Genomic DNA, 21,933 nt, shown 5'->3' on the forward strand with positions numbered 1-21,933 from the left:
TCAACGCGACGGCCCCCGACCCTTTTCACCTGTGCACAATTTGCAGTGTGACCGACATCGTTGAAGCTGCCTGGCGCAAAATCCTGGCAACCGCCGGGGAGCACACCCGGCCGGAGGGTTTGCCGCTCCTGGGGCCGTTCACCAAGATGGTGCAGGTGGCCTACGCCGAGCCGCAGCTTCGTCAGCTCTGCCCGTGGGCGGGTATGTGGGAGCTGCACTTCAGCAGGTGCACGGGGTTCCGTCCCACCTGGGACATCCCCTACATCGGCACTCTGACGGACGGCCGGTACTACGTCGAGGGACCGCATCGCAACAGCCCGCGGATCGCCGAAACGGACAGCGCGCAGGCCGCCGTAGCCATGGTCATCGAGCGACTACCACCAGGCTGCGGTCCGGCCTTTGCGGGAACCGCCGAGGAGCTGGCGGCTTACGAGAGGAAGGCGGACCCGAGTAGGAGCAAGAGTCGATGAGTGCTCCGTGAGGCCGTCTCTGGGCCGCTCCGACAGCAGCAGGTCGCAAAAGCCCGGAGATCACGCAGTTGCCAAGGTCGTCGCTCGGGGCTGACACCAACGCCTGACACCAACAGTGGCGAACGGCAGCGGTCCGCCAAGGATGGCAGCGGACAGCGGGTCGAGGTACGCAGCGGGTTGACCTCAGCCGCAGATCCTGCATGATCGACCTGATAAAGATGAGGCCACATGGTCAAACTTTGGCCGGGGCGCGTTCGGCTACCACCACCAGTCGCCACCATCTGCGAGCGAGCGCTGCAAGTAGTCTTCCAACTCCCGTGCAGCCCACAGCCGACTGTCGGTCTCGTGGTCCCAGACGAAGATGTCCGGACGCTCGGGCGTCAGCACGAAGGCGAACTGGTCACCGCCGCCGTTGTCGCCGAAGAACAACAGCGGATCAAAGGGCATGTACAGCCCCGGGAACGTATCAGGAGCCCAGAACAGCAGGTTCTGTTCCACGATCCGATCCAAAGACCAGACGACGTCCTTCGCGTAGGCGCCGACTACCCCGTCGGTCTCCAGTAGCAGAGCTGCCAACTGGGCCGGCAGGTCTCGGCCGAGCCGCTGCTCCGCCGCAGCGAGAGCGGTCCTGTCCACAGGCGGTCGAAATGTCACGCCGGGTCGAGCCTCGGTAGCGGTTTCTTTCCACACAAGCGCAGCCTATTCGGCAGGACGAGCCATCCCGAGTGCAGGCACCGTACAGCAACGAAGCACAGCAACCCTCGCACCCGTGATTGATCGCTTCCAGCCCCAAGCGACCGGCTGACGTGCCCGGTAAACCTCAGCGACCCTCCCGCCCATAGTTCGCATTGAGGGGCGGCTCCATACGCGATCGGGGAGAGGTGTGGCAGGGTGCGCAGATGTCCGTCGACGTTGCCTATCCCATCTTCCGCACCGACGATCCCGCATCGGCGCTCCGAGTGGCGCGTCAGCTACTCGAAGTGGGTGATCAGCAGGGCGCGTGTGTTTCAGTGGACGTCGAACTCCGCACGGTCGGGGACGTACTGCACGCGTGGAGAGCGCTGCCCGATGCTTGGTTCAGGAAAGAGGACACCGCGGACTGGGTCCGTGATCCGAGCGACCCGTCTGGATTGCACGTCGGAGTCCATGCGCCCCAGCTCTCCACCGATCCCGCCTTCTTGTTGGCGCATCTTCCGCTCTGGGCATCGATGCTGGATCAGCCGGTAGGAAGCATTGAGAACACGTTCACGACCGTGGCCAGCAGGCATGTGGCAGAGATCCGCTGGTCCGGTCTGGGATGGCCGGAGGTTCCGGAACGTGGCCTGTACGCGGAGTTCAATCACGCCGAGGTATCTGTGCTGTTCAACGCCGCCACCCGTGAACTGGACGAGCGCATCGACGGGCACACTGTCCTCGTGCACGTCCGCCGCGGAAACGGCGACGAATACGAGGAACGCCAAGCGTCATGGCTGGCCGAACAGACCGGCCAGACCGTCATCGGTCCGCCGCAGCCGTGCTAGGGCCTTTTATGGCCGACGGCCTGTTGTAGGTGATCACCATCGGCCCGTCTGCCTCCGCCCGTGCTCGGTCCGACGCCGTCGCGATCTCCTCGTAGGCCCATTCCCTGTACAGGCGCTCCCCATGGGCATCGGTGATGTCGATGACCACGCTGGTCCACTCCTCGGCGGGCTGTTCGGGGACGAGCCCCAGCTCGTACGTAGCGTCCTGGAGGAGGGATTCGGTGACGCGTACGCCGGTGAGTCTCTCGGCCAGAGCGAGGACCGCCGCTTTCCGGTCGACGTCCGGAGCGCTCTCGTCGTGCTCTCCCTCGAAGGTCAAAGGGAAGCCGACTTCGCGCAGCAGAGGGACCAGTTCATCAGGGGTATTGCCGTCGCGCGCTGAGGGGCCCTCGAACGTCGTACGGAGCTCACCATCCTCGAACCAGTGGAAGAGGTGGATGGGCTTGCCGCCGTTGGTCGAGTGCGCCACGACCCGGCCGCCCTTCGACAGCGTCTCCAGGCACGGCGCCGCGATCCCCAGGCCACCGTCGAATCCGAGGACGAGTGTCCAGTCGCTGTTCTCGCCCGGAGCGCTGAAGGCGCCCGCGACGTAGGACTCGTCCCAGTAGTCATAATCCACCTCGGCGCTGTGAGCGTCGTCCGCCTCGATCAGCCCGGCCGTTCCCTCTCCGGTGCCGCGCGGTTCCGCCTCCATCACGCGCAGCACCTCGCGCGGGGACCACCCCCGTATCAGTGTCAGGGTGTATCCGCTCCCCGTCATGTGGCGGAAGACCGGTGAGGTGCGGATCCAGGCGTAGTCGTGCGCAGTCACCAAGTTCATACGGCGCAGTGTGCCCGATACCTCTGACAACACCCCGTGCAAGCTGGTTCTTACATCTGGAGCTGGTCGGTCGCGCTGCCGAGTCTGTGTCAGCAACATGATCGTGTTACGAGCTCTATGCCGTGAGGAGCGGTGGCCGTGGATCCTACGTTGCGTTGAGCCTGCCTCGGATACGTGGGACGGGGAGCAGCGGTCCTCGCTCCATCACCTCCGCAGCATTCTGATGGCCCAGCTGCCGTCGGGGGATTGGGTGCACAGTTCCCGACATGATTGGCCAAGAGCTCGCCGTCCTCACCCGGCCGGTCCTGACTTCCGCATGGGCGGGCATTCTGGCGGTCGCGGTCGATAAGTGGACGGGTACGTACCCGTACCCGTACCCTGGTGGGATGGGAAGGAGCACGATCATGTCTGATGCCAATGTCCGTATCCCCGAGGAAGCTAGAGACCGGCTGGCCGCCGTGGCGGCGGCGGAAGGCCTCTCGCTGCGCGCCTATCTCGCCCGCCTGGCCGAAACGCTGCTGACTCCAGCCGAGCGGGCCGAGCGCGCAGCACAGGCGCTGGCGGCGCTGAAGGAGTGGAACGGCTACGCCCCGACCGCTACCGAGGAGCAGGAACTGGACAGCGAGCTGGACCGACGTCTGGCCCAGGTGAGCGACCAGTGAGCGACGCCATGCACATCGTCCTGGACGACACCGCGATGGCCGCGGCCGGCCAGGGCAACGTCCTTGCATCCCGTCTGATCCACCGGGCCCACGCAGAACCGGACTGGTTCCTCTACGCCCCGGCCTGCGCACTGGTGGAAGCCGACCGATCCCGCCCCGGCACAGCCGAACACCTGGCCTCCCTTCCCGGCGTCACCGTTCTGGACCTGGACCTTGGCGCCGCCCTGGCACTGGCGCGGCAGGAGACGTGGGCCGCCGCGCACAGCCAGTACGCGGCACAGCCCACCCCGGACCGACCCGACGGCGCGATCATCGCCACAACAGACCCACACCGGTGGACAGGTGAACCGGTACGAGTCTTGGATCTCACTCCCTGATCACGACACTGGCCGCCGCAGTGACGACAGAGAACGGCTCGCCCTGCCGCCAGTGCTGTGACTGCGTAGACACCTCAGGCATGTAACTCGTCAAGCCAGGGTGGTCGTTGTTCGAGTGTGCGTCGGTAGTGTTATGGACATGCCCGAGATGTGGATCGGCTTCAACTCTCTTGATCGGCAGCGATACTGGTGGCGGACCGGCATCCTGACGCTGGCGCTCGCTGGTGTGATGGTGGCGATGAGCTTGACCACGCATGAACCGGGCAAATGGTGGTGGGTCGGTGGCGCAGGGGCCTTCTCCGTAGTTGTGTTCTTGAGCGCGATCAACTCGATCTATGGCCAGGTCCTCCTGACCACCACGGGGTTGGAATTCCGCACCTTCGTCAGCAGTCGTGTGGTTCCCTGGAGCGAGGTCGTGCGCATCGAGGAGCGGCAGCGGGTGTCACGGAGCGGAACCTAGTCGGACCTTCGTGTCATCAGGAGCCATGGGCGCTCGCTCACGATTCCGGGGACCTTCACCAATCGCGTGATGGATGCGGAACTTGAGCGGAAACAGGCCGTCATCCAAGAGCGCTGGTCCCTCGCAACCGGTGGCTGAGGTATCTCATGCTGCGAGAGCCGCGGTTGCGATGGGGAAGGCGACGGCCTCCTCGAAGAGCTGTCCGTGCTGAAGGCAGTGGTAGGGCTGGCCGAGTGGTACTGCCGACAGCGCCCGCACCGTGGGCTTTCGCCCGCGCGAGCTCCGTGACCTGCAACTCCGCGTCCGCGCTGAGCAACAGACGCCTGAGTGGAAGGCCCGCTATGCGGTCCGCTCCGGAGTGGAGGGCACGGTCAATGAGTTCGCCCACGCACACGGTATGCGCCGCTGCCGCCACCGGGGACAGGGAAAGGCCCACATCCAGCACGTCCTGACGGCCATCGCCGTCAACATCGAGCGCCTCAGCGGACTGGCACCGGCCGAGGAAGCTCCCACGCCCCGCCAGCCGACTGCCTTCCAGAACTACCTCGACCAACGCGAGATCCCTCGTCTGAAGTCCTGGCGCACCCTGGGTAGTTGACCTCGGCGGCTACAAGATCCCCGACAGAGTCAAGCTCAAGCGGGCGGGCGGTGGGGTGTCGTACGCGATCCTTTGGCCGTGTGGCTCCGTTGATGAGGAGGCGGACGACTACCTGCGGCCGTTCGAAGGGTCGGGAACACAGAAAACGTACGCCTACGCCTTGGTTAATCACCTGCGGTGGCGAGTCCGCGAGGGTCTGACCAGCGAGACCATCACGATGCTGGACCTGCAGCGCTACATGGGGGCGGTGGGTGCGAGAGTTCCGGTGCCCTATGGGCGACCGTGGCGGACGCCGCCGAAACGCCCGTACGGCGCGTCGGCCCTCATGGTCGCGTCCGCTGTCACGAGGCCGGCGATCACCGGGTTCACGGATGATGAGGGTCCGATGGGGACGGACGCTCCAGCGGCCCGGCCGCGCGGTGCCGGCCGGGGTGCTGCCCGCCAGGGGAGACGAGGCGGAAGAACTCCAGCGTCCACGCGCGCTGCTCCTCGGTGTCCGGCACCCTCGTCCCCCTGGCCCGTTCCATGGCCGCCCAGGCGGCCTCCGGCGGGATGTCCAGGAGGATCATCAGGGAGACCGCGATCAAGGAGGACCGTCCGATGGCGCAGCGGCAGTGCGCCACGACATGGGCGCCGGCCCGCAGTTCTGCGGCGAGCTCCCGCAGCGCCGGCAGCACGACGGGGATCGACGGGACCGTGAAGTCGGTGATGGGCAGGGCGACGAACCGCAGCCCGGCGGCCGCGGCGAGGGGGGGCTCGTCGGTGAGCCCGAGTTGGGCGCGCTCGGCGTCGGGGAGGGCGCAGACGAGGATGTCGGCGCCGGCGCCGCGCAGGGCCGCCATGCCGACGGCCAGGAGCCCGTGACCGCGGGGCCGGACCATGGTGCTCAGCGTCCCGGTCCCTGCAGACCGGCGACAGTGAACAGGACGGGAGCGGACGGCTCGGTCATCGTGCGGACGAGCCCGGCGGGAGCCAGCGGTAGCAGTCGCCGCACTCGTCGGCGAGCCAGCCGTTGAGGCTGCCCAGGCCCCGCTCGTTGACCTGTCCGTCGTGGATGCCGTAGGCCCGTTCCGGCTGGACGGCGCGGACGAAGTCGATGGCCTCGTCCGTCTTCATCCATGACCCCTGCAGGGGGACCAGCAGGGTCTCCACCGGTCGGTCGGGACGGCACAGGGAGTCCCCGGGGTGGTAGACGCGGTCCTCGACGAGGTAGCCGAGGTTGGCGCAGTCCGGGAGGTCGCCGTAGATGCGCGCGTGCCGCCCGCCCTGGGCGGTCACTCGGAAGCTTGCTGCGGTGAACTCCTCGCCGGGGACGACGCCGGTGAAGTCCAGGCCCGGGATCCGCGCCGACTTGGGGGCGTAGACGGGCACGCCCAGCCCCTTCAGCCGCAACAGGTCGACGTGATCGTCGTGCTCATGGGTCACCAGGACCGCGTCCGCGCCGGCGAGTGCCTCAGGCTCGCTCCAGACGCCGGGATCGATGACCAGCGTGCCACCGCCGTCGTGCTCCAACCGGACGCAGGAATGGGTGTAATTGGTAATCCGCACCCGCGTGAGCATAGTCCGGAGGCTCTGCGAATTCCTTCGGCGAGTGGCCGGAAAATGTCGGCCGGGCGCATCCTGGGACCGAGGTGCGCGTTGCACCGGTGCCCGTGCCGATGTCGTGGAGGGGCCCGTCTTCACCAGTGACCCCGAGATCGCTGCCCAGCTCCGGGCGCAGGCCGACGAGGGGCGACCGCTGGGACAGCTTCCGCTCACGTGACCGTCTGCCGTCGCCCGGCCGGTCCAGGTGTCTGCTGCCTGTTGTGTCCACCGGTGGCGAGGGCGGGAGTGCGGTGTGGCCTCACCGCGGCCCGCATCGCAGTGCGCCCCTCGTCGATGAGGGTGACACGGGCATCAGCGCCGACGACCTCCTGGCCCAGAGCTGCGAGCCGAAACGGACGACACTCGTCCACATCGTGGTAGTCTCGCCAAAAGGGACGGCCACCGTCCGCTTACCGCCCGCCTGGGCGCTGTATTCACAGGAGGCTCGACATGAGTGATCTCGACGTAATCTTCCGCCGACTGGACGCGATCGAGAGCATCGAAAGCATCAAGCAGCTCAAGGCCCGCTACTTCCGCTTCGTGGACGAGAAGAGGCACGATGAGCTGGCCGCACTGTTCACCCCCGACGCCAAGATCGTGACCGACGGGATCGCCTTTGGCTCCCCGGCGGACTTCGCCGGCACGGTCCGCGACTTCATCGGTGCCGCCCCGACCGTCCATCACGGACACATGCCCGAGATCGAGATCACGGCACAGGACACGGCATCCGGGATCTGGGCGATGGAAGACCTGCTGACCTTCCCCGCCGGCGAGAACGCTCCCAAGGGGCACAACGGCTATGGGCAGTACCGGGAGACCTATCGGAGGGTTGACGGGAACTGGCTGATCGAATCCCTGTCGCTCACCAGGTTCCGGAAGGACCCGCTGGAGAATTGGACGCCGGACTCGGTCTGATCCCGAAGTCAGGCTTCTGGCCATGGGCGGTCAGGCAACCCGGCCCGGCGCTGGCTCAACCCTGCGGCCGTCGCCGCCCGTGGACTCGGGACTCGGCTCTGGTGTCGAGACGGCAGGCATGGTCAGGCTTGCCGCAGTCCGAGGGGGAAGGGGCCGGGGCGTACCGCACTGTCGCGGGCCAGAACGGCGGGGCCGGGCGTCGGCACGACACCGTGGCCAGCCACTCCGGACATCACCCCCGCACCCTCGGCCGGCCGACAGGCCGCATGAAGCTGACGGGTGTGGGAATGCCGTCACCGGTGTGCCGCCGGGACAGGCGGCCACGACCACCAGATGCCCGCACAGCATATCGATCAGGCTGACGCCCTCACACGAGAGCCACCTCGGCGAAGCAATGCGCCAGGAAATATGTGGAATTAGCGGCCACGCGAAGAAATCATTTCTCTTGCTCACTCCACCCGTTCACCGGAAGAGGGCTTGGCATCGTGGTCCGCTCCGGCCCGCGGGCAGCCCGGCTTTCCGCAGCACGCGCGCGGCCTGCATAGCGGGTTGCGTCGCGGTGTGGGGAGCACGCAAGTGACGGTGTCCGGGAACCAGACGCATCTCGGCGCGGAGACGAAGGCGTGCAAGGGGGGAACGCGCCCTTGTCGGACACTCTGCGCTGCGTTCAGGGTTCAGCTCGACGGTGCAGCCATTCCTTAGTCCGTGAACACTGGAATCCCCTCCGCCTCTTAACGCCGCCGCCCTCTTTTCAACTCTGGGTTACCGGTTCGTCAGCCTCGGCCTGGCCGGCCGTGAAGCTGGGCCTCCGGATCGCGGCGATTACGGCGGCTCCCTTGGCCTGGCAAAGCGACCGCAGTGCGGTGGCGTTCAAATACGCGGACTCGCGAGGCTTGCATGTCACGGGACATGCGCCAGCAGTAAACCGATCTCGAGTCCGTGAGTGCGCAATTGCTCATCTTTTCGCCTTTCTGAACATGACGGAGATGCAACAAACATGGACAGCACCACGTACGCGAACAGCTTGCTGACAAGGGAAGTGGCAGGTCGTGCCGCGGCACTTCAGCCGCTGTTGCGGGAGCTGGCAGCACAGGGTGACGCCGACCGTGTCATACCGCCGGCCGCCGTGAAGGCTCTGAGCGAAGCGGGCATGTTCCGGTTGCTCACCCCCGCGAGGTTCGGGGGCCTGCAGGCGGACCTTCGGACGCTCACTGCGATGTCGGAGGCTGTGGGGCGGGCCGACGGCTCGGCAGCATGGGTCGCAATGATCATCTCGGTGACCAACTGGCTGGCCTGCCTCTTCCCGGACGAGGCCCAGGAGGAGGTCTTCGGCGCTGACCCCGACGCGCGGGTGACGGGTGTGGCGGCGCCGACGAGCGTCGGGGAGAGGGTTCCCGGCGGGTGGCACGTCAGCGGGCGCTGGGCCTACAACTCCGGCGCGCCGTACGCGACCTGGGCGGCAGTCGGCTCCCTCCTCAAGAGCGAGCACGGGGAGGTTGCCGATCAGGCGCTGGTACTGATCCCGGCCGCCGACCTGGCCATCGACGACACCTGGTACACGGCGGGCATGCGAGGCACCGCCAGCAATACCTTGATCGCCCAGGACGTGTTCGTCCCTGAACACCGGGTGCTTTCGGTCCCGGCTGCCGCCGAGGGTGTCTACCCCCGGTCGTCCAACGGCGAGACCCTCTACGGTGCATCGTTCGGCCCCATGCTCGTGCTCTGCCTGGCCGGACCGCTGCTGGGCCTGGGCCAGGCCGCTCTCGACACGGTGGCGGCCGCGGCCGATTCCAAGCCTCTGGCGTTCACCATTCACGGTCGGCAGGCGGAGTCCGTGGGCTTCCAGACGCAGGTCGCCGAAGCGGCACTCAAGGTCGAGACGGCGCGGCTGCACATCTACCGCGCGGCCGACGAGGTCGACACGGCTGCGGCCCAGGGCCCGCTGGACTACCCGGCCCGAGCCCACATCAGGGCCCAGGCCGGTTACGCGGTGCAGGAGATCCTCGGTGCGATCGGCATCCTGCTCAACGCCCACGGTTCCGCAGCCTTCGCCGAAGCCAGCCCCCTGCAGCGCATCTGGCGCGACGCGAACACCGCGGCCCGCCACGCAGGCCTGGTCCCCCTGGTCGGCCTGGAGGTCTACGGCAAGACCCTGCTGGGCGTGAACGACCGCGTCAGCCTCATGGTCTGAGCACTGCGGCGACTTCAGACGCTCCCCGGCCGGCGAAACGTCGGCGCGGCTGGGCGGACCGACGCGCTCTGCGCCGGAAACGGTTGTACCGGGCCGCCTCATTGCCGGTCAGCGGGCACTCCGTGCCTTCACGGCACCACCTTGGTGTTCGTCCGAGGCAGCCGTAAAAAGCCGGCCATGGCGCCGGCGTCGGTCGGGAGCGCTACGCCTTGCGACATTCACCCACACCCGGGTCCCTCAATCCCCGCGGTTCGACCGACACCTCCGGGACGTCGGTCCTCTCTCACACGCATATGCAGAACCTCATAGCCCACGGGCGGCTGGCGCACGCCGTTCGCCCCATCCATCCGATCACCGAAAGCCAGCCATGACTGTGAAGAATGTCCAGCCGAACCGGCCGACCCTGCTCCTGGTCCACGGAGCCTGGCACGGCTCCTGGTGCTGGGACCCGCTGCGGGCGGCGCTGGACGCCGACAGCTGGACCACCCGAGTCCTCGACCTGCCCAGCGCCGGGGACGAGAGCGCCGGCATACACGAAGACACGCAGGTGGTGCTGCGGGAACTGTCGGCCATCGAGGGCCCGGTGGTGGTGGTCGCGCACTCCTACGGCGGCGTGCCGGTCACCCAGGCCGTCGCCCAGGCGCCCAATGTCGTGCACGTCGTCTACCTCGCCGCATACCAACTCGAGGTCGGCGAGAGCCTCCTGGGCTTTCACGGAGCCGCGGTGGCCGCCGAGCCACGGGGTGTCACCCCGCCGCTCGGCGACCCGGTCCGGGCCCTGTACGGGGACGTGCCACAGGTCTTCGCGGAGGCGGCCGCCGCGCGGCTGGTGCCACAGAGTGTGAAGTCGTTCAGTGAGCCGGTGACCCGCGCAGGCTGGCACACCGTCCCGTCCACGTACGTGGTGTGCGAACTGGATCAAGCGGTGCCTTCGGCGTCGCAGGAGGACATGGCGAGCCGCGCGGATGCGGTTCACCGGTTGCCCAGCCACCACTCCCCGTTCCTCTCCATGCCCGTGGAGTGCGCGACGCTCCTCACGAAAATCGCTCTCGAAGCGACTTCCTGAAGCGGACGGCCCCGGCGGTCCGAACCACCGTCCACGCGACGTCTCGCGATCTTCCGCCCGCCGGGACTTCCCCCAACTACCGAACGGACACCATGCTGACGTCGCCGCCGACTTCTCGCACGCAGAAGCTCGCTCCGGCCCTTGGCGCACCCGCGAGTGGGCTCGCCGCAGGACTCGTCCTCGGCGTGCTCACCAACCTGGCCCAGGGCTGGCTCCCCGGTGCCTTCAACCACATACCGAACTCGGGGGCGGTCTGGTCCGCCGCCGCCTTTGCCGCCGGTGCGATCCTCACCCACCGGGCCACCGTCGTGATCGCCGCCGTAACCGGGCTTCTCACCGAACTCGGTCTGGTCATCGGCTACTACGGCTACGCCGCTTTCGGGAGAGGCGGCATGGGCTCCCTCACCATGCCGCTCGTCTGGGCGGCCGTGGCCTGCGTCGTCGGCCCTCTCTTCGGTGTCGCGGGTCTCTGGTCACGCAACGGCCAGGGCGGCGTCCGACGCATCGCCGGGACCGCCGCCCTCGCCGGGGTCTTCGGCGGGGAGGGCGTCTCCTTCGCGCGGGGGTCGCATCACTCGACCGAGGCGACAGCCTGCATCGTCGTGGTTCTGCTCGTCTCGCTCCTGCTGCCCCGCACTCTCAAAGATCGCGCCCTGGCTTTGTCGGCCGCCGTCGCGCTGTCCCTGCTGTCCTTCGTTGTCGTCGGTGCGGCCTGGACCGTCGTCGTCGGCGCGCCGACGATCGGCACCGTGCCGGGCCTGACCGACGCCAAACTCCAGGCAGCGGTGGCCGGGATGGTGCCGGCGGGCCTCGAAGTGACCAGGCGCGGTGGCCAAGACGGAGAGAGCGCGTATGTCGTGGTCACGGACAGCGAGGGCGCCTCGCGCATCGACGTGACGGTGCAGGCGGGTATGTCCTTCATGAAGAAGGAACTGTTCAACGATTCCGCAGCTCTGCCGGACGGCACACTGGTCAAGACCTCACGGCACGCGGACGGGACGGACGGGCTGGTCACCTGGACGGCCGACACCTTGCGGGAGGACGGCCTGCGAGTCGTCGTCACGGCATACAACTCCGCCGGCCTCACCGTGCCCGTCACCCGCGACATGCCCGCGCTGTCCATGCAGCAGCTCACCGCAATGGCCACCGACGAAGAGTGGAAGTCCCTTCCGTAGCGTGCGGACGGCATCGGTCAGGCCCTGCCCGCGCCACCGGCCAGCGGGACAGCGGACCACGCGAACGGAGAGTAAACGGACGGTGTCCGTCCTCTTGTGGTAGCCTGCACACGGGGATTTCCCACCCGACCGCCTGGTTGTCCGAGCAGGCGCTGCGCACGCACGAAAAGGCCACATGGTGAGCGATCGCAAGGAGATGGTCCGCCGATCCGGCCGGCTGAAAACCGGGATTCAGATGCCGCCCGGTCTTGGCGCCGCGCCTGAGCCTCGGGCGGATGCGCAGCGTAACCGGTGTGCTCTGATCGTCGCGACGCGAGAAGCGATTGCCGCTCGTGGGCTCGAGGTCTCGGCTCTGGACATTGCGAAGGCGGCCGGCCTGGGCGTGGGCACTCTGTATCGGCGCTTCGGCACCAAAGAGGCACTGCTGGGCTTCGTGGTGCTCAGCTTCTACGACGAGCTGTGCGTCCTCGCGCGGGAATGCATGGAGCGCGAGGACCCGTGGGACGGGCTGGTGGAGTTCGTGATGCAGCTCGCAGGGGCGCACCGCGACAACATCGGCCTCGCCGAGGTCACCGCGGCGTGTGACGAGCCGCCTACGCCCGAGCTCGCGGAGCGGACCGCCGCGGTGCAGGAAGCCGTTATCCAGCTGACCGAACGGGTGCGTGCGACAGGCGTCCTGCGCGAGGACGTGACCTGGCAGGACATCATGATCTGTTCACGCGCCTCACTGGACACCGATCACTGCCTCGGCGTCGACGCCGGTCCCGACGGATGGCGCCGGGTCATCACACTCCTGCTGGACGGGATGCGCGCCCCCGCACGAACTCCGCTTGAAGGGTCAGGGCCCCAAGTCCGCCTCTGACATGCGCTGTCAGACGTCCAGCAGTGGGCAGCCACCGTTCGCGGTCGCCATACTGTGCTGGGCTGACCGCAGTGCCGGGCCGACGATGACGACAGGGCTGCAGGGCAACCGGAAAGCTGGGCTTTCCTCCGCCCGCCTGAAGTCTGGGACTGTGGTGTTTCCGCGGCACAGGGCAAGCGCGAGCCACGGGCGCTGTCTTTGACACTCGCGGCTACCCCTTCGTCAGCGAGCGGACCTCTTCACCGCAGTGATACGCGGCGCACACCGTGGCGCCGGTCCCGAGCGGGTCCCGACTGTCGGCTCCACAGTCCCTCCGCGCGAGCGACGACAGACATCTCGCGGTCTGCCCCTGCGGCCTGCGACGGACTGCGCGACAGGTTCGGTCCCTGTCTTCTCCTGCGCCGAAGCGCCAGGGCCGCCGTTCGCGGCCCCCTTAAAGCTCGCCTCGCCAGGAAACACCCTGCAGGATCACCGTGGCTTCTGCGCGGGGTCACGGAGGCGCTCCGCACCTCATTTCCTCGGAACGCAAGCAAGTCCATAAACCGGACTTCGGGCCAGGTCGCAGCCCCGATCTCAAGCCATCGACCGCTGATCGAAGTTAACCGGACGACCAGTGTCCGCTTGTGTTACATTCCTGTAAGCGGATGAGACTCGTCCGCTTCGCGGTTGCCCGCACCAGGGGGCCACGCGTCCACTGAGCCACTGCCGCCGGCCCCTGGTCGGCTACACCCGGCCGGCCAGACTGCCGAGACCCGCCGTCCGCCGGAGGCCGGCGACCCCGTCTGCCGCATCGTCCGGGAGTACCGATCTCCCCCCTCCGTTTGTCTTCGAGGAGCGACTCTTCCCATGGCTGCACCATCCCCACATCCGAATCCGCGCCGTTGGGCCGCGCTTGCGTTCATCTCCATCGCTCAGCTGATGGTGTTCCTGGACAGCGCGATCATGAACATCGCCCTGCCTTCAGCCCAGCAGGCTCTGCACTTCTCTGACGGCGGACGCCAGTGGGTCATCACCGCTTACGGGCTGGCGTTCGGCGGCTTGCTGATCCTGGGCGGGCGCCTGGGCGACCTGCTCGGCCGCAAGCGTGCCTTCACCATCGGCCTGATCGGCTTCGCGCTGGCTTCCGCGCTCGGAGGAGCCGCGGGCAATCTCGGCACCCTGCTGATCGCCCGCGCCGGCCAGGGAGTCTTCGGCGCGCTCCTGGCCCCGGCGGCCCTCGCCCTGATCTCGCTGACCTTCACCGACGCCAGAGAACGGGCCAAGGCCTTCGGTATCTATGGCGCCATCGCGACCGCCGGCGGCGTCCTGGGCCTGCTGCTGGGCGGGTTGCTCACCGAGTACCTGAACTGGCGCTGGTCGATGCTCGTCAACATCCCCATCGCCGTCGTCGGCATCATCGGAGCGATCACCGTCGTGCAGGACATCCCCACCGAGGGCAAGCGCGTCCGCATCGACATACCCGGCGCGATCCTGGCCACCCTCGGGCTGGTGGCTCTGGTCTTCGGCTTCTCCGAGGCCGAAAGCCGCGGCTGGTCCTCCGGTCTCACCATCACCCTGCTCGTCGCAGCCGTAGTGCTGATCCTGGCCTTCCTGATCGCGGAGAAGAAGATCACGTCACCGCTGCTCCCGCTGCACGTCCTCACCGAACGCAACCGGGCCGGCGCCTACCTCTCGGTGGGCCTCGCGGTGATGAGCATGTTCGGCATGTTCCTGTTCCTCAGCTACTACCTGCAGCTGGTCAAGGGCTACTCCCCGGTCCTGACCGGCGTCGCGTTCGTGCCGCTGGGTGCCGCACAGGCTTTCGGTTCCATGGTCATCGGTACCCGGCTGTCCGGCAGACTGCGTCCCGGGTTGCTGATGGGCGCCGGCTACCTCGTCAGTGCCATCGGCGTCCTCCTGCTCGTCCTGCTGCAGGCCGACAGCTCTTACGGGCTGCTGGCCGTCGCTGAGATCATCACCGGCCTCGGCATCGGTACCGCCTTCATGCCCGCCATGAGCCTGGGCACCCACGGCGTCGAGCCTCAGGATGCCGGTGTCGCATCCGCCATGGTCGGCACCGCCCAACAAGTTGGCGGCTCGGTCGGCACCGCCCTGCTCAACACCATCGCCGCCAGCTCCACCACCGCCTACCTCGCCACCCGGGAGCACGGCCGGGCGGTGACCGATGCTGCACTGGTCCACGGATTCGGCACGGCTTACTGGTGGGCGTTCGGCTTCCTGCTCCTGGCGGCGCTGATCTCCCTCGTCGCGGTCAACGCTCCGCGTCCAGACCACAGCACCGCTTCTGCCGGCGCGACGGCCGCGGATAAGCCGGTCCCGGTGCACTGACAGCCCCATGAGGATTCCTGACCCTCGTTCATCCTCTGTTTACCAATTCGCGCATATTTGAGCTGATTTACGGCACATCATCGCGCGCCCAGCAGCACGGCGGGCTACGCGCCCTCGGAAAGGTGGAAACATGAAGGCTGTAGGAGTCTTTCGCTACGGCGAGCCCGAAGTGCTCGAGGTCGTCGAACTTCCCGTCCCGGAGGTGGGACCGGGGCAAATCCGGGTGCGCGTGCGCGCAGCAGCAGTGAACCCCGCGGACGTGCTGCTGCGCATGAGGTACACAGACCGGATGCTTGCAGGTCGCCTGACCCCGCCGTACCGGCCCGGTATGGACGCCGCGGGCGTGGTCGACGCCATAGGTCCGGAAACGGTCACCTCTCTGCGGATAGGCGATCGCGTGATGGCCATGGTTGTCCCCATCGACCCATCAGGGGGCGCCTACGCGGAATGCATCGTCCTGGACGCCAGACAAGTCGTCAGAGCGCCAGCCGGATCCACGCACGCCGAGGCGGCCACGCTTCCGATGAACGGACTCACCGCACGCCGCGCCCTCGACGTCCTCGGCCTGGCCCCAGGCGACTGGATAGCGGTGACCGGTGCCGCGGGCGCCATGGGCGGATACACCGTCCAACTGGCCAAAGCCGAAGGCCTGCGCGTCGTGGCGGACTCAGCTCCCGCCGACCAGGAACTCGTACATGCGCTGGGCGCTGACCTGGTCGTCGAGCGAGGGCGGGGGGTCGGCCGGCGCATCCGTGACGCTGTTCCAGGCGGTGTGAACGCCGTCGTGGACGCCGCAATCATGGGCCCCGAAGTACTTCCCGCTCTCCGGGCCGCAGGACAGATCGCCCTGGTACGCAGCGCAGACGAGCCCGGAGTCACTCCCCTCGGCGAACATGGGAACGTGATCGTCCAGAACATATACGTACCGGAGTACCGCTACGCCAACGACAAACTCGACGCCCTGCGCGCACTCGCGGAAGAAGGGCGGATCTCACTGCGGATTGCAGAGGAGATCCCGGCAAGCCGGGCAGCAGAGGCGCACCGTCGGTTCGAAGCGGGCGGGGTGCGAGGCAGGTTCATTTTGACCTTCTGAACGCCGTGTCCTAGCCGAGGGGCTGCCTCGTCCCCCTGGCGCAGCTACACAGCCCACCGAGGGGCCGGTCTCCGAGCATCACACGAGATGGAACATTCAGGCAGCTTTCAGGAAGGTGAGCGAGGCAATGATGGTGACCTGGAGCATCGGGAATGTGCGGCGGGGGCCCCGCCCCAGACCCGACGCGCTGATCAATCGTGAACGCATCATGGTCGCCACGTGCGAAGCGTTCATCGAACACGGCACGAGTGTCTCGTTGGACGAGATCGCTCGCCAGGCAGGTATCGGGAACGCCACGCTCTACCGGCACTTCCCCAACCGGCGAGAACTCATCCGCACCGTCGCACTGGCGCTGCTCTCCCACACGACAGATCAGGCCGAGGCCGCCCTCGCCCAGGAACCGACCCCCTTCGAGGCTGTACAGCGCTTCCTGCACCAAGCCGTCGACGAGCACTTCGCGGCGCTGTGCCCGATGCTCGCCGACCATGCCGACGTCCGCGACCCGGAACTCGTCCGCACGCGCTCCCGCCTGGAGACCGCCGTCTCGAATCTCGTCGAGGCAGCTCAGCAATCGGGCAGGCTCCGGCCCGACATCAACGGCGCAGATCTGACAGCTGCCGTGGCCCAACTGGCCCGGCCTCTGCCAGGCGTTGCTCTCGGGGAAGGTGATCACCTCGTCCATCGCCACCTGGAACTCCTCATCGGCGGCCTCAGCGTGGTCCCCTCGGACGCAGTAAGTCACGTCGCCTGGTGTTACAGGCTGTCGGCCCATGGGGGGGGGACGGGGTAGGTGTGGATGTCGCCGAGTGCGAGACGGAGCGGGCTGAGGAGGCGGTGGGCGAGGCTGGGGGAGAGGTCTTCGATTGCGAGGGCCGCGGCGGCGAAGCCCACGGATATCTGTCCATCCGAGAAGTCCCGTACACACTTGCGCTGGTCGCACAGGAACTCGGCCTTGCTGCGTAGCCGCTCGCCCAGCGGGCCGGGGACCGGCGCCGTGCCGACCGGTGCGGGCGAAGTTCACGCAGGTGGGAACGTACCGGTCGAGACCGGGGGTGTCCTTGGTACCGCGATGGCACAGGACCTTGTCGCGCTTGTGGGTATGGGGATTGTCGTAGACGGCCGGTTGAGGGTTGGCGCAGATCTGGTGGGCCTGCCGGGCGCCGCCGCCGCTGCCGGGGCGCCACCATGATGGCCCGAGCCCTGCCGCTGAACCACGATCCGACGCGGCGGCCAGGAGGAGCTCAGGCCGGAGGCCCGGGACAACACCGTCGAATGGACGCCCGTTCGCCGGACCCATTGTCGCGGCTGCCCGACTGTCGCCAGGATGACCCCGACACCTGCTGACGAGAGGGCGTACATGGACAGCGTGGAAGTGCCCGGCCGGACATTCGACCACCTGCTCACGGGTTTCATCCGCAACGAGGCCAACGACTGCGCCGTCTACCGCGTCGAAGGCCAGAGCGCGAACCCGGGCGACGCGTTCGGGAACGTGTTCGCCTGGCTGTGGGAGCGCGACAGGAACTCGGCCGTGGCCGCCTTCGCCGGCCTCCTGGCGGAAGCCCGGAAGCAGAGCGACGAGGGCGACGAGGTCCGACTGGAAGAGCTGATCAGGGGCTTGCGGCTCGCACTCCATCGCTCGCGGCTCGGCCAGCAGGACGAGTTCCACGAGGTGGGACGGGCGCTACGTGACCAGGTACCCGAGCACTTCGGCGGACGCACCGACCTCTAGCGGACGGACTGCACCGACGTGCCGATCTGACCTTCAACGACCTCGCCCGCAGGATGAATCCTGTGATCGGGGACTGGATCAACTACTACGGCCGGTTCCGGCCTTGGGAGTTGGACCGCCTTGGCGCGCATCAACACTTACCTGGTGCGTTGGATCCGCACCAAGTACAGGCGGCTCGGGGCCCAGAAGGAGGCGTACTCGAAGATGCAGGAGATCGCCCAGCGATACCCCCGCATGTTCGCGCACTGGCGCCTCACCACGGCGGCTGCGGAGGCCTGATGATCAGGGTGACAAGAGCCGTGTAACGGGAGATCGTTACGCACGGTTCTGTGAGAGCCGAGGGGTGAGATCCCCCTCGGCTACTCGGCTACAGCGTCTCGGGTGCCACTCGGTTGATGCACCGGCTCGGCTTCAGCCCCCAGGCCCCCGCCCGGCAGGTCGCCGAACGTGATGAGGAGGCCGTGAGCATCTGGCGGGAGGCGACCTGGGCGGAGGTATGAGGGCGAGGGCGGCCTGCGGGGGCTACGTCTGCTTCGAGGACGAAGCCGGGTTCACCGGTACGCCGCCCCGGGGACGGACCTGGGGCCGGCGTGGAGTGACTCCGGTCGTGGCCATCAGCGGCCGGTGGTCGGGACGGCTGTCGGTGGCCGGTCTGATCGCGATGCGGCCGGGATCGAGGACCTGGCTGAGTCACCGGCTTCGGACTCACACCGCGGGCAGCGCCCGAGGCCACCGCGTCCGGCAGGACGCGCCAGGCGCGCTTGGAGGCGTCCGTGTCGACCAGCGCAAAGCAAGGACGCACGTCGCAGCATGGACGAGCGGGACTTCATCACGCTGATCGACGGCGTCCATCAGCTGGGCAGAGCACCGATCGTGCTGGTCGGGGACCGCCTGAGCGCCCACGTCTCCCGCAGAATGCGTGACCTCGTCGCGGAGCGGGAGAGGCTGACCGTGTTCCTGTTGCCCGCCTACTCACCCGATCTCAACCCGGTCGAGTGGGTATGGACCCACGTCAAACGCAGCCTCGCTGTCATGGCCCTCGACCGCCTCGAAGCTCTCGTCCGCAACCGGCTCGAACGCCTTCAATACCGGCCTGACACCCTCGACGGCTTCATAGCCGGCACCGACCTCACCCTCGACGACCCAGCCTCACCCTGAAAAGCCGGAGTCAGTAAGCCGACTTCACGCTCACCCGAAGCCGCCGTGCGACTTCGGACGGCTTGATCTGCTGTTCGTACAGCTCAGCCGCCCCCATCCGAACCGTCTCCCGACGCCCCGCAGGAGTCAGCCCGCCCCCATCCGAATATTTCACACACCACGGATAAAGCCATCCACTCTCACCCATCAGGGACTTCGCAAACATTCACCCCAATGAGCTGAGGTCAGTAGAAGACAAGCTGAACCCAGGTGACCCGTGAGGCGGAGGAGTTCCCAAGTCCACGGCTGGGCACGACCGAGGGCCCGTTTCACGCAACTATGTGATCATGATGTATACCTCCTTCACATCTTCTTCACTGTCAGTTTCCTAGGCTGGGGATCCTCGTGAGCGCTGCTGGTTCCGGCGGGCGGGTACAGCCCGCTCGCCCAGGTGATCCTTCCCGTGTCGGCCCTTACCGGATCATCGGCCGCCTCGGCTCCGGCGGCATGGGGACCGTCCATGCCGGTCTCACCGCCGACGGGCTCAGGGTCGCTGTCAAGGTGATCCATCCTGCGCAGGCCGAAGACCCTGAGTTTCGGGCCCGGTTCCGCCGCGAGGTGCAACTGTCCGCGCGCGTGCAGGGGCCGTGCCTCGTGCCGCTGCTGGCTGCCGACCCCGAAGCCGACACGCCCTGGCTGGCGACCGCCTACGCTCCGGGTCTTACCCTCAACCAGTACCTGGCCGACCACGGCGCCCTGACCAGCGGCACCTTGTACGCCTTTGCGACGGGCACGGCCCAAGCTCTGGCGGCCGTGCACGAGGCCGGCGTCGTTCACCGGGATGTAAAGCCGCAGAACGTCATCCTCACTCCGGCCGGCCCTCGCGTCCTCGACTTCGGCATCGCCCGCGCCGCCGACGGCACGAGCGTGACCCGGACGGGCGTCATGACCGGCACCCCCGGCTGGATCAGCCCCGAGTACTACCGCACCAGCACCGCCGGGCCGCAGGGCGACATGTTCGCCTGGGGCGCGCTCGTCGCCTACGCGGCCACCGGCCGGCTCCCGTTCGGTACCGGCGCGCCGGACGTGGTCGCGTTCCGTGTGATGTCCGGGGACCCGGACCTGGACGGTGTACCCGCGGAACTGCGCGAAGTCGTGGAGAGCGCCCTCGCGAAGGAACCCGCCGACCGGATATCCGCCGCCTCGGCCGCCCAGCAATGCTCGCGGTTCCTCGCCTCCCAGGCCACCCAGATCCTCGCGGGCAGCGACGGACCGGCACCTACCCGGGTCGGTGAACTGGTCACGGCCGTGTGGCAGATGCCCGCGGTGGACGACCCCACCTGGCACGCCGCCTCCCCACCCTCCCGCAGACGGGCCGTCACGACCGTGCTCGTGGCCGCCGCCGTGATCGGCGCTCTCGCCGGGGGCGCCTTGGCCTTTCCGGCCGCCTTCCCGAGCGTCGGAGGTCGAGACGGCGCGCGGGACGCCGCCGCAGGCCGGTCGACCGCGTCCCCGGCCCTGCACGCCGACGGCGCCACCGAGCCCGCCGGAACCCCCGGAACTCCCGGGGCCGCTGCGGCGACGCGGACCGCGGCCGATCCGCGCGGGATCCGCATACCGGCCGATCCGCTGGCTGGCGTGGCCCACCCAGCCTTCACACGGGCCGGTGACGAGGCCCAGCCGTCGGACGACGAGTGGAGAGCGAGCACCACCGCGAGCACCCAAGAGGAGAAGGACACCGCACAGGCGATCGAGGACGACGTGAGGTCCATGCTCGCCACCAAGGGCCTGGACCACCTCACTGCCACGGTCACGTTCGACCGGCGCGCGCAGACCGTGATGGTGACCGGCGGGCCGGTCTCCCAGCTGCCGGAGGACGACCAGGAGGTATTCCGCAGAGCGGGAGAGATGGCATCCTGCACCACTCTCGCCCGCCGCCTCCAGGGCAGCCCCACCACCTGGTCCTACGGCCGTTACTCCGTCTTCTGGAAGAGCTCCGACGGCGACACCGAGGCGGACGTCCTCGGCTTCGGCCAGGCCACCGACGGGTGCTACAACGAGGTCGCCGGGCAGTGGCGTGGGGACGAGTCCGGCATGGCGACCGCGCAGATACCCAGTACCGACAAGGACGAGATCCGGGTCGCCGGCGCCACGGACAAGGCCATCACCGCCGCGTGGAAGACCCGGGTCGCCGAGGGCAACGGCGTAGACCCCTCCGCCGCGGACGACGACATCAACCTCGGATTCGACCCGGCCGAGAAGGCCGCATACGTGTGGATCCAAGACACCTATGGAGGGCTGATCGGCCGCGCCCAAAGAGACAACTTCCAGGATGTCGCCCGAAGGACTGCCTGCGGGAAGCTGAGGGACGAGTACAGCAGGAACCAGTCCTGGCAGTACATCCGCTGGTCCGTGGCCGTCTACGGCGGGAACATGGGGACCCCCGAGTTCATCGGCTCGGGTGACTGCCTCTCCTGACCCCTACTTGTCGACCGGGGCCCGTGCCGCGGCCAGGGCCCGGGTGACGGTCTTCTCGGTGACGGTGAGTTCCTGCAGGGGCCCGCGTTTGATGCCCTTGGTCACCCAGGGGCCGCCGCCCTGGTAGGCGAGATCGGCCAGGACGTGGACGCCCTGGCGCTCGCAGATGCGGATGATGCGATGGGTGCGGGCAGCGGTCAGGTCGTGAGCCCGGCCCGGCAACGCGGGTGAAAGCCAGAGCAACTGGCCGTCCGGATCGGTGACCACCTGCACATTCACCCCGTGCCGGCGGTGCTTGTGGGAGTAGTCGGCCGGGCTGTCGCCCACCCGGTCGCACTCGGCGAGCGTGCCGTCCAGTTGTTCCCAGCAGCGTGGCGGGTCTGGCGGTGGCGAGGCGCCCCGCATAGCGCCGATCACCGGCAGGCAGTCGCGGGAGAGACGGGCTGGTACAGGTCCCCGGAAACGAGT

Annotated in this window: 21 protein-coding genes and 3 pseudogenes; 18 read left to right on the forward strand and 6 right to left on the reverse strand. The window is 67.9% G+C overall.

Annotated features, from left to right (window positions below; all coding sequences use genetic code 11):
* Window positions 1–47 precede the first annotated feature (47 nt).
* Window positions 48–470, forward strand: coding sequence for a DUF6193 family natural product biosynthesis protein (locus GFH48_RS37900; protein ID WP_228121205.1), 423 nt, complete (start codon window positions 48–50; stop codon window positions 468–470).
* A 258-nt stretch (window positions 471–728) separates the two neighbouring features.
* On the opposite strand, the gene GFH48_RS37905 is transcribed toward GFH48_RS37900, so the two are convergent.
* Complete coding sequence (locus GFH48_RS37905) at window positions 729–1,106, reverse strand: SMI1/KNR4 family protein (protein WP_265590185.1); 378 nt, start codon at window positions 1,104–1,106, stop codon at window positions 729–731.
* Window positions 1,107–1,369: 263 nt separating this feature from the next.
* On the opposite strand from GFH48_RS37905, the gene GFH48_RS37910 reads away from it, so the two are divergent.
* The gene (locus GFH48_RS37910; RefSeq protein WP_153292568.1) at window positions 1,370–1,990 is read left to right on the forward strand and encodes a hypothetical protein; all 621 of its coding nucleotides are present in this window, start codon (window positions 1,370–1,372) and stop codon (window positions 1,988–1,990) included.
* On the opposite strand, the gene GFH48_RS37915 is transcribed toward GFH48_RS37910, so the two are convergent.
* A complete protein-coding gene (locus tag GFH48_RS37915) occupies window positions 1,965–2,810 on the reverse strand; it encodes a DUF6461 domain-containing protein (protein ID WP_153292569.1) in 846 nt (281 codons plus the stop codon). The two genes, GFH48_RS37910 and GFH48_RS37915, sit on opposite strands and share 26 nt — an antisense overlap.
* A 404-nt stretch (window positions 2,811–3,214) precedes the next feature.
* Here GFH48_RS37915 and GFH48_RS37920 point away from each other — a divergent pair, with 404 nt between their 5' ends.
* The 4 genes from GFH48_RS37920 (at window position 3,215) to GFH48_RS37935 (ending at window position 4,907) form a co-directional block, all read left to right on the forward strand.
* Window positions 3,215–3,472 (forward strand): hypothetical protein, encoded by a 258-nt coding sequence (locus GFH48_RS37920; RefSeq protein WP_153292570.1) that lies wholly within the window; start codon window positions 3,215–3,217, stop codon window positions 3,470–3,472.
* An 8-nt stretch (window positions 3,473–3,480) separates the two neighbouring features.
* Window positions 3,481–3,849 carry a PIN domain-containing protein gene (locus GFH48_RS37925; protein WP_153293327.1) on the forward strand — a complete coding sequence of 123 codons (369 nt, stop codon included), beginning with the start codon at window positions 3,481–3,483 and terminating at the stop codon, window positions 3,847–3,849.
* A 139-nt stretch (window positions 3,850–3,988) separates the two neighbouring features.
* Entirely contained in the window at window positions 3,989–4,309 is a 321-nt protein-coding gene (locus GFH48_RS37930) for a hypothetical protein (protein ID WP_228121206.1), read from the forward strand.
* A 259-nt stretch (window positions 4,310–4,568) separates the two neighbouring features.
* On the forward strand, window positions 4,569–4,907 hold the full coding sequence (locus GFH48_RS37935; protein ID WP_228121208.1) for a transposase: 339 nt from the start codon (window positions 4,569–4,571) through the stop codon (window positions 4,905–4,907).
* A gap of 365 nt (window positions 4,908–5,272) precedes the next feature.
* Here GFH48_RS37935 and GFH48_RS37940 read toward each other — a convergent pair whose 3' ends face one another.
* Window positions 5,273–5,788: a protein-tyrosine phosphatase family protein gene (locus GFH48_RS37940; RefSeq protein ID WP_228121209.1), complete on the reverse strand. Its 516-nt coding sequence runs from the start codon at window positions 5,786–5,788 to the stop codon at window positions 5,273–5,275.
* A 64-nt stretch (window positions 5,789–5,852) separates the two neighbouring features.
* On the reverse strand, window positions 5,853–6,467 hold the full coding sequence (locus GFH48_RS37945; RefSeq protein WP_153292571.1) for an MBL fold metallo-hydrolase: 615 nt from the start codon (window positions 6,465–6,467) through the stop codon (window positions 5,853–5,855).
* Between the two features lie 474 nt (window positions 6,468–6,941).
* On the opposite strand from GFH48_RS37945, the gene GFH48_RS37950 reads away from it, so the two are divergent.
* The 11 genes and pseudogenes from GFH48_RS37950 to GFH48_RS40310 all read left to right on the forward strand — a co-directional run.
* Window positions 6,942–7,406: a nuclear transport factor 2 family protein gene (locus GFH48_RS37950; RefSeq protein ID WP_228121211.1), complete on the forward strand. Its 465-nt coding sequence runs from the start codon at window positions 6,942–6,944 to the stop codon at window positions 7,404–7,406.
* A 997-nt stretch (window positions 7,407–8,403) separates the two neighbouring features.
* On the forward strand, window positions 8,404–9,597 hold the full coding sequence (locus GFH48_RS37955; protein ID WP_153292572.1) for an acyl-CoA dehydrogenase family protein: 1,194 nt from the start codon (window positions 8,404–8,406) through the stop codon (window positions 9,595–9,597).
* Window positions 9,598–9,964: 367 nt separating this feature from the next.
* Complete coding sequence (locus GFH48_RS37960) at window positions 9,965–10,663, forward strand: alpha/beta fold hydrolase (protein ID WP_153292573.1); 699 nt, start codon at window positions 9,965–9,967, stop codon at window positions 10,661–10,663.
* Between the two features lie 92 nt (window positions 10,664–10,755).
* On the forward strand, window positions 10,756–11,838 hold the full coding sequence (locus GFH48_RS38780) for a DUF6518 family protein (RefSeq protein ID WP_228121213.1): 1,083 nt from the start codon (window positions 10,756–10,758) through the stop codon (window positions 11,836–11,838).
* Window positions 11,839–12,016: 178 nt separating this feature from the next.
* Window positions 12,017–12,700, forward strand: coding sequence for a TetR/AcrR family transcriptional regulator (locus tag GFH48_RS37970; protein WP_194280800.1), 684 nt, complete (start codon window positions 12,017–12,019; stop codon window positions 12,698–12,700).
* 846 nt (window positions 12,701–13,546) lie between these two features.
* A complete protein-coding gene (locus tag GFH48_RS37975) occupies window positions 13,547–15,028 on the forward strand; it encodes an MFS transporter (RefSeq protein ID WP_153292575.1) in 1,482 nt (493 codons plus the stop codon).
* A 130-nt stretch (window positions 15,029–15,158) separates the two neighbouring features.
* On the forward strand, window positions 15,159–16,121 hold the full coding sequence (locus tag GFH48_RS37980) for a quinone oxidoreductase family protein (RefSeq protein ID WP_153292576.1): 963 nt from the start codon (window positions 15,159–15,161) through the stop codon (window positions 16,119–16,121).
* Window positions 16,122–16,236: 115 nt separating this feature from the next.
* Window positions 16,237–16,911, forward strand: coding sequence for a TetR/AcrR family transcriptional regulator (locus tag GFH48_RS37985; protein WP_153292577.1), 675 nt, complete (start codon window positions 16,237–16,239; stop codon window positions 16,909–16,911).
* Between the two features lie 534 nt (window positions 16,912–17,445).
* Complete coding sequence (locus GFH48_RS37990) at window positions 17,446–17,850, forward strand: hypothetical protein (RefSeq protein ID WP_153292578.1); 405 nt, start codon at window positions 17,446–17,448, stop codon at window positions 17,848–17,850.
* Between the two features lie 144 nt (window positions 17,851–17,994).
* Window positions 17,995–18,129, forward strand: a complete 135-nt coding sequence (locus tag GFH48_RS39845) for a hypothetical protein (protein ID WP_265590186.1) — start codon at window positions 17,995–17,997, stop codon at window positions 18,127–18,129.
* An 83-nt stretch (window positions 18,130–18,212) separates the two neighbouring features.
* Window positions 18,213–19,008 (forward strand): annotated as a pseudogene (locus GFH48_RS40310) (transposase); the annotation flags it as partial.
* Between the two features lie 13 nt (window positions 19,009–19,021).
* Here the strand turns inward: GFH48_RS40310 and GFH48_RS40315 are convergent.
* Window positions 19,022–19,162: pseudogene (locus GFH48_RS40315) on the reverse strand (IS630 family transposase); the annotation flags it as partial.
* 230 nt (window positions 19,163–19,392) lie between these two features.
* On the opposite strand from GFH48_RS40315, the gene GFH48_RS38010 reads away from it, so the two are divergent.
* Window positions 19,393–21,465, forward strand: a complete 2,073-nt coding sequence (locus tag GFH48_RS38010; RefSeq protein ID WP_153292579.1) for a serine/threonine-protein kinase — start codon at window positions 19,393–19,395, stop codon at window positions 21,463–21,465.
* A 6-nt stretch (window positions 21,466–21,471) separates the two neighbouring features.
* Here GFH48_RS38010 and GFH48_RS38015 read toward each other — a convergent pair.
* Window positions 21,472–21,822, reverse strand: a pseudogene (locus GFH48_RS38015) (transposase family protein); the annotation flags it as partial.
* Window positions 21,823–21,933 lie beyond the last annotated feature (111 nt).

Source organism: Streptomyces fagopyri, assembly GCF_009498275.1.
GTDB lineage: Bacteria > Actinomycetota > Actinomycetes > Streptomycetales > Streptomycetaceae > Streptomyces > Streptomyces fagopyri.